Genomic DNA, 7,086 nt, shown 5'->3' with positions numbered 1-7,086 from the left:
ACCTTCGTCCTGGCCCACGCCCTCTACCTCAAAGCCATTCACGGCGGCAAAAACAAGAACGACCGCATCGACTCCGAGAAGCTCACCCATCTGCTGCGCTCCAATCTCATCCCGCCCGCGTACGTGTGTCAGTGCCTGCGTGTGTTACCCGATAACATACACGCACGTCGGTTACAAGGACGCAGAAAGACAAACGGTATTGCGGAGCCGGCCGGCGGCGGCAAGTGCGGAATGGGAACAAGCGTAATCATTCTGCTCGTCACCCGGTTCCGATGAGGCCCGGCAAGGGATAGTGGCCCTCCTCTCGCCGGCCCTCTCCTCCCTCGGCAGGAGGTCAGGGAGGACTTCCCGCACATTTTCCAGATCAAGGACCGTGCTGGATCACGCTGTAGAAGGCGCGGCTGGCGAGGGGAGCGGGGTCGGTCAACACGAGCGTCGTCGCGTTGGTACGCAACTGCGCGGTCACGGGCGACCAGAAGGCCGCCGCCAGATCATCGCAACGCCACAGTTTGTAACTCGCGCCGGCGGTGTGCGTCAGCGTCACGGAAAAATTTCCGCCACCGGCCAAGGGCGCGAGCAGGCGCGGGCCGGTATTCGTGCTGTAGCCCGCCCGCCAGAATTCGAGGCGATCACGGCGCCGACGTTCGCCCGCGGTGAGGGATCCGGCGAGCAGGTTGCCTGTTTCGTAAGGATCCGCCTGGAGGTCGTAGAACTCGTCGTGCCCGTCGTTGAAGCGAATCAACTTGTAGCGGTCATCTCGCAGCGCGCGGCCGCCGTCGGTCGGGTTTGTGCTGTTGAAAGACTCGGCGTAAAGCCGGATCGGGGCGTAAGCCTGTCCCGCGAGCACGGCCAGAAAGCTGCGCGAATCGACCATCACGTTGGTGGGAACCGTGCCGCCCGGAAGTCCCGCCAGATCACAGATCGTTGCGAACACATCCACGGCGTGCACCAGTGCGTCGGAGGTTCGTCCAGGCGAAACAACGGCGGGACCTGCGGCAATGAGCGGCACGCGAAGACCGCCCTGATAGAGCGTGTCCTTGCCGCGGCCGGCGGGGTAGGGAGGCTGAAGGACGTTGGCCGGCGTGCCGTTGTCTCCGAGGAAAATGATGTGTGTATTGGTGCGATCCACCGCGGCGAGGAGACGTCCGAGTTCGGTGTCCATCGACTCGACCAGGGCTTCGTAGTAGGCGCGCGGATTGGCGTTGATGTTCGGCTGCGTGCCGGAGAGTCCGGTGTAATGCGGTGCGAGCGCGGCCGGGGGCTTGTGCAAGGGCGAGTGCGGCGCGTTGAACGCAACCCACGCAAACCACGGCGCTGATCCGCGCGCCTGAATCCAGGCGATCGCGTCGTTCACCAGGTCGGTGGTGGCGTAGTTCGTGCGCGTGGTGGAAACGCCATTCACGGTCTGGGTCCAGTTGGTGTAGCTCGCCAATGCGCCACCGAGCGAACCCGCAAAGTGCGGCCAGGCGCCGACCGAGTTCGGGCTGCCCGGCCCGTTGCTCAAGTGCCATTTGCCGAATTGCGCCACCTGGTATCCCAGGGCCGGCTGGGTCGCGAAGGCCTCCGGCAGCGTGAACTCCGCGGCGCGCAGTGAATTGCCCGCTCCCGCCACCACGTCCCCGACGCCGGTCCGGAACCCATGCCGTCCCGTGAGCAGACACGCGCGCGTGGGCGAGCAAACGGGATTGGCCCAGGCATTGCGAAAGAGCACTCCGCGTCCTGCGAGGTCGTCGATGTTCGGCGTGGGTGGAAGGCTGGCGGCCGTGTTCGTGTTGTAGAGCGAAAGGTTGTCGGCTCCAAAATCGTCCGCGATGATCAGCAGGATGTTTCGGGGGGTGGAGGCCAGGGATGCCCCTGGAAGTGCGAGAGCGAGGCCCAACGCGCACATCCTGTTTGGGAGAAACTGCGAAAGACGCGAAAACAACCCCCCCCTTTCGCGTCTTTGGCGTGTTTCGCGGTTTGACTCGGGAATCATGGTTCGCGGAATCCCAACGTTCCGACTGCACTACCAAATCGTTCATCCGTGAGCGTCCTCAGAAACGCCACCAGCGCCCGCTGATCCGCCGCGCTCAAGGGCACGCCGCCGTCGGGATGCTTGGCCAGATTCGGGTCCAGCGTCGCACTTCGTTCCACGCCGGTGCTGTAGTGGGCCACAACTTCCTCGAGGGTACGGAAACGTCCGTCGTGCATGTAAGGCGCGGTCCGCGCGATGTTGCGCAAGGAAGGCACGGCGAATTTTCCCTCGTCGGAGGACTTGCCCGTCACCCCGCCGCGCCCGGCGTCCTTGAACAACGCATCCAGGCCGTTGTTGGCGAAGAACTGGCTCTGAAAAAGCGGGCCGCCGTGACAATGAAAACAATCCGCGCCGAACTGCCCGCGCCGCGGGTCGTACTCGGTGTGAAACAACTCGAAGCCGCGCTTCTCCTCGTCGGTCAACTCCGCGCTGCCGTCGAGGCTGCGATCGAACTTCGAGTTGTGCGAGACCTGCGTCAGGAGAAACTGCTCGAGGGCGCGCGCGATGCGGTCGGCGGTGATCTCCTCCGAGCCGAACGCGCGGGCAAAGAGTGTTGGGTAGTTTGGAGGCGGAGGGGAAATGGAGCGAGGGTGAGAAGTTGCGTCCGGCACCTTGTCTCCTTTTTTCCCCGTGTCCTTTTCCAGCTTTCTCACCACGTTCGTCAGCGCCTCGTGCATTTCCACCGGATTCTCGATGGGCATCAGCACCTGGTCGCGCAGGGTCGGCGCGCGCCCGTCCCAAAAGAACGAGTTTCTCCAGGCCAGGTTGAAGAGCGGCATCGCGTTGCGGATGCCCACCTGACCCTCCGCGCCCAGGCTCACCGCCCGGTCGCGATCCGTGAACGCAGCGTCGGCCTGGTGACACGAGGCGCAGGATTGCCGGTCGTTGCGGGAGAGCCGCGGCTCGTGGAAAAGTTCCCGGCCCAGTTCCACGCCTTCCTCGGTGAGGGGATTGTCCAGCGGCAGCGCCGGCCGCGGGAAGAACCGGGAAATGCGCAACCGGTAGGGCGTGGCGTTCGAAGCCATCAACGTGATCTGCACCGGGCGCGACACCCTGGCCAACAGCGGGCTCGCGCGATCCAGGACTGTGAACGCCTCGCTGAGATTGTCCCGCAGTTGATCCGCCAGCACGTCACCCGCGCGCGAATGTGTGGACGCCGTGGCCTCGGTGATCTCGAGTTCGTGCCGGACGGCCCACAACCGATCCACCTCCAAGGCGAGGTGAAGCAGGCGGTTCGTTGTGAGATCGATTGCCACCGGCAGTTCCACGTTCGCGAGGGAACGATCATTGGCCACGTGATACGAATAACCACCGCGCCCGCCATCCGCCCGGAGCCAAGCGCCTTCGAGCGCCAGGAACACATAACCGCCCTGCCAGTTCCAATGCAGTCCATTTACGTTCGGATGCAGCGGATGGTCCGGCGCGAGCGTCGCGGGATCGGCGTGGTTTTCCTTCGCCGGCAGCCCGACGTGAAACCGCACGCGATCGTAATTGCCGGCGGGCAGTTCCCCGAGGCTGAAACGCGTGCGTCCGTCGCGTCCGCTCAGGTAGGCGAATCGCGCCGGCGCCGAAATCCATGTGCCGTCCGGACGCCGAAGGGCCGCATCGGAAACGAGGAAGTCCAGCCGTGTGACGGACACGACCTGACCCACCCCGGTGCGATTGGTGACGGAATCGAACGTCAGGGGTGCGTTCGCGAAGCGGGGCGTCACCTGCACGTGCAATTCATGCGCGAGCGCCGGCATCGAAATCCCAAGCGCGAGGCCCACTGCCACTGAATCAAGCCAGGAAGACCTGGCAACGCGCGGGAAGTTCTCCGCCCCTCTCCCCACTCGTGCCTCGCGTGGTGAGGGAGAACCTCTGCGTTCGCTGACGCTTAATTCAACGGCAGCGGAGCGCCGGTCTCCGACCCGGCGTGTGTCTCTATTCGGTGAACGTGCCGGGCCGGAGGCCGGCGCTCCGCCGCCGCTCCCGCTCTCGATACGCGTTTGGCTAAACATGGCGTCCCCCGCTCCTTTACGAGCTTGTCCCGAACGCGGAACTTTCTGGTCCGTGTCGGAAGCTTTGTCGATTCTGGCCTGAAGACATTGCCTTTTCGACAAAGCTTCCGACAAAGCTTCCGACAAAGACGGGCTTTTGGGAACAGGCCATAGTTAGTTAGATTAAAGAACCCCTGGCTTGGGGCCGGTTAGTTGATCGTGAATCCATTCGGCAAGGTGTAAGTCACCGTCTGGTTTGGATTCCCGGGCGGCCCGGGGAAAACCACGGTGACCGTCTGCGGCCCGGTCGCGGCGCCCCCCGGAATCGTGAAGCTCGCCGTGACCTGCGTCCGACTCACGTGCACGCGATTCACCCCGGCGAGGGCGCCGATGGTGACGCTGTTGACCGGTGCGTTCTGGGGCGGCGGGGGCGGTTGCGCGGCCGGGTCGATGTTCACGGTGAGCGTGAACGTGGCGCCCCGCGCGGCGCTTGTGGGTGAGACCGACAGAATTCCGTTGCCGCCGCCGCCGTTGGTCGTCGTGCCGCTGCCGTAGTGATTGGCGAGGGCGGTGCGTGCGACCCGATAAAAGCGCGACGATCCGGAAGCCCCGCCCGCTTCGGTGGCCCGCGCCACGATGCCGGTGGAGACGATGTTCGACTGAACCGAAGTCCAGTTGCCCACGACGACGTTGGTGGACGCCTCGACGCGGTAAGTTCCGCCTTCGACGCTGCTCCACGTGAGCACGACGTCCGAACCGGCGCGCGCGGGGGAATTCAGCGCCAGGCGGGAGTTGGGTCCGCCGGTGAAATAATTCGTCGTTCCGGCGGGAATGGTGGTGAGGTTGGCGGTATCCGGCGTGCCCCAGAATTGGCGGCCCACGGCGTAGGGAAAGGCGGGCGTGCCATCGGCGTTGAGCGAACAGACGTAGGCCCACGTTCCGCCTGGAAACTCCGGCGTGACGCACCAGCGCACGTTGTACTCGTTCAAGTCGAAGTCCACGCCCAATTGATGGCGTTGGCCCGTGACGGAGTTGGTGAGGTCGCCGAGGTAGGCGTTGTCTTCGAGGTAACGTCCCAGCGGGTACTGCGCCGACACGGCCGGACCGGCGATCCCGCTTTGGCCGTAGGCCCGTTGCGCCCACGCGGGAATCGTTGCGCGCCCGGTCGCCGCGAGATTATCCGTGCCGCGCTGGCCGTTGCGCAGGACAAAGCCCGACACGATCCGACGCACGCCACTGGCAGGGTTCGTGGCGTTGGCGTAGCCGTAGGGACCATAAATGGGGAAACCGTCCGAAACCCAGGCGAGGATGGGCGAATGGTGGAGATGGTTCGTGTCCTCGGCATAGCGGAACGTCGCCGGATTGTAACTGACGTTGTCGCCGAGTTGATACCGCAGCGCCGGGGGAAAGGCGTGGTAATGATAATTGCCCGTCTGTTCCTGATGCGCGTAACCAAAGTCGAACGTGACGCCCTCGTTCACCCACGCATCGCGGTTCCAATATCCGCTGCCGTTGGCCTCGGCCGTGCCGTTCCAGTAGAACGCGTCGCGATTGTCGAAGAGGGAGACGCCGTTGACATACATTCCGATAGCTCCGAGGCCGGTGGCGGTCTTGGTCACGGCCGGGGCGGGATTGCGGGCAAGGCGGCGGTAGCGGTTTGCGGCCAATGGCCGGTTCAGGAACAACTGCGTGCGCGCGGCGTTCAGGTACCACGGGCCCATGACGTAGCCGGCAAGGCCGTGGCTCCGCACGTAGATGTAATTGGCGTCGTGGGCAATCTCCTGCACGTCGCAGTAAGCGGGAAGCGTCTGCCCCGTCCACGTCGTGGCGCCGGCGGCGGGGGCGGCGTCCGTCTCGCGAACACGCGCATATTGCCCCGAGCTGCCGGTGCGCCACGAGGACAGCCGCGGATCGGCCGCGGGGGAGATGAGGGCGGACCCGAGTAGGATCAGGCCGGGAAACAGGACGCGAATCGTTTTCATAGGTTACTTCTGTCGCGCCTTCCGAGTGGAGGGTGAGTTTGCTCATTGATCGAAATCTTCCGAGTCCAAACGTCTGGACGGAACGGCGTCACCTCCTTCGACTCTTCTAACGCTCCACGGTTTCGCCATTGGCCGCGACGTTACTCCGGTTGTGCTGTGTTGTAAAGAGCAGCGTCGCCTTCTGTGTGGCCAAACGAGATTCGGCTAACGCGCGGTTGAGATCCATCCCACGAATCCGGCAGTTCGATGGTTTCGCGAAGTCCCTGAGGGCCGGACAGGATGTCGCGGGTCGAGAATTCGGTTGCAGCCGGTTCAAGACCCGGTTATGGGCCACAGCATGAAACTTCCTCGTTGCTTCCTCTTCTTGTGGGTCGTCACCGGATCGCTCGCAGCTCAGGAGCGCACCGCCACGCTCATTGGTTATTGCAGGTCAGTTTATTTGCATCCTGCACAGGATACCGTCCTGCTCGACCAATTTCCCATTTACTTCACGACCTTTGACGGCCTCAGCGATCGTTTGCCACTCTATGACTTCACCGAAAACCGTTTCCTGTTCAGCGGCGAGCTGCGTCCATCAACGGGGTTCAGCGAGGATATCTACATGGCCGACTTCATTCGTCTTTCCGACGAAGTTAAAGAATGGGGCAGTTTTTCCCTGTCGATCCCCTTTCAAGATAAGAACACCAATGGTATTCCCGATATCGTCGAGGCGGGCGGCCCTCAACTCAGGCAGGCTTCTACGGCATCGTTTGTTTCGAGTTGGCCGAACAACAGCCAGAGGGCTTTCGCTGGCATCGTGTTCAAAGAAACGGGGACGAGTGGTGGTGTCTTCCAATTTGGCGGATCACGCCTGGTAAACATCGCATGGAATGCCCTTCGGCTTGAGGGCCAGGTGTCCTACGATCCTCTCACTCGCATCGCCAAACTGCGCCTCAGCTTGTTGTCACCCTCGCGGCAGGATTTCCCGTTAACGGCACAGTTCTCTTAGAGCGTGTCCGAAAATTGCGCGGGGTCCTGCGGCGAGGGATTTTGGCTGTGGCCAAGGCGGCGAGGTCCGAGCATCCCCAACGCGGGCTGTAAGGACCGAGCCAACGCAGGCCACGGACAAAAG

4 protein-coding genes and 1 pseudogene are annotated in these 7,086 nt (G+C 63.4%); 2 read left to right on the top strand and 3 right to left on the bottom strand.

Annotated features, from left to right (window positions below):
• Positions 1-99 (top strand): annotated as a pseudogene (locus tag FJ398_24415) (IS110 family transposase).
• 265 nt (positions 100-364) lie between these two features.
• Here FJ398_24415 and FJ398_24410 read toward each other — a convergent pair.
• From FJ398_24410 to FJ398_24400, 3 genes are all read right to left on the bottom strand, one after another.
• Positions 365-1,975, bottom strand: coding sequence for a sulfatase (locus FJ398_24410; protein ID MBM3841039.1), 1,611 nt, complete (start codon positions 1,973-1,975; stop codon positions 365-367).
• A complete protein-coding gene (locus tag FJ398_24405; GenBank protein ID MBM3841038.1) occupies positions 1,972-3,759 on the bottom strand; it encodes a cytochrome C peroxidase in 1,788 nt (595 codons plus the stop codon). Before FJ398_24405 ends, FJ398_24410 begins: the two co-directional genes overlap by 4 nt.
• A 443-nt stretch (positions 3,760-4,202) precedes the next feature.
• Positions 4,203-5,975 carry a YHYH protein gene (locus tag FJ398_24400; protein ID MBM3841037.1) on the bottom strand — a complete coding sequence of 591 codons (1,773 nt, stop codon included), beginning with the start codon at positions 5,973-5,975 and terminating at the stop codon, positions 4,203-4,205.
• A gap of 337 nt (positions 5,976-6,312) precedes the next feature.
• On the opposite strand from FJ398_24400, the gene FJ398_24395 reads away from it, so the two are divergent.
• Complete coding sequence (locus FJ398_24395) at positions 6,313-6,963, top strand: hypothetical protein (GenBank protein ID MBM3841036.1); 651 nt, start codon at positions 6,313-6,315, stop codon at positions 6,961-6,963.
• Positions 6,964-7,086 lie beyond the last annotated feature (123 nt).

The sequence above is a fragment of the Verrucomicrobiota bacterium genome (genome assembly GCA_016871535.1).
Lineage (GTDB): Bacteria > Verrucomicrobiota > Verrucomicrobiia > Limisphaerales > SIBE01 > VHCZ01.
The sequence above is the reverse complement of the archived record's forward strand: the minus strand, read 5'-3'. Positions and strand labels throughout refer to the sequence as shown.

What these genes read in the sequence shown, in the direction of transcription:
- FJ398_24410 (MBM3841039.1), bottom strand. Translation starts at nt 1,975, where the DNA reads ATGATTCCCGAGTCAAACCGCGAAACACGCCAAAGACGCGAAAGGGGG.
- FJ398_24405 (MBM3841038.1), bottom strand. Translation starts at nt 3,759, where the DNA reads ATGCCGGCGCTCGCGCATGAATTGCACGTGCAGGTGACGCCCCGCTTC.
- FJ398_24400 (MBM3841037.1), bottom strand. Translation starts at nt 5,975, where the DNA reads ATGAAAACGATTCGCGTCCTGTTTCCCGGCCTGATCCTACTCGGGTCC.
- FJ398_24395 (MBM3841036.1), top strand. Translation starts at nt 6,313, where the DNA reads ATGAAACTTCCTCGTTGCTTCCTCTTCTTGTGGGTCGTCACCGGATCG.